The organism is Skermanella aerolata KACC 11604, from assembly GCF_000936425.1.
Lineage (GTDB): Bacteria > Pseudomonadota > Alphaproteobacteria > Azospirillales > Azospirillaceae > Skermanella > Skermanella aerolata.
In genome coordinates this window covers 1-369 of the sequence record NZ_AVFK01000231.1, presented here as the reverse complement: position 1 = coordinate 369, position 369 = coordinate 1, and the positions used below count along the sequence as shown (strand labels likewise).

1 protein-coding gene is annotated in these 369 nt (G+C 64.8%); it reads right to left on the bottom strand.

All coding sequences use genetic code 11. The features are described 5' to 3' along the window. On the bottom strand, positions 1-331 hold a 331-nt coding region (locus N826_RS39335; protein ID WP_044438136.1), incomplete at its 3' end, for an IS6 family transposase. Positions 332-369: the final 38 nt, after the last annotated feature.

Here is a 369-nt window from a genome sequence, read left to right as displayed (position 1 = left end):
GCTGGACCAGGACATCGAGCATGACGCCGTGCTGGTCCACCGCGCGCCAGAGATAGTGCGTCTTGCCGGCGATCTTGAGAACGACCTCATCGAGATGCCACTTGTCGTCGGGCCGGGGCAGCCGCCGGCGGATGAGGTTGGCGAACGCCTGGCCGAACTTAAGCGCCCATTGGCGGATCGTCTCGTGGCTGACCTCGATGCCGCGGAAGGCCAGCATCTCCTCGACCATCCGAAGGCTCAAGGGAAAGCGGAAGTACAGCCAGACCACGTGGCTGATCAGTTCCGGAGGGAAGCGGTGGCCGGCGTAGAGGGACTTGGTCGAGCTCGTCATGGCCGCCTCATACCCGACCTGCGCCGCTCAGGCAATCC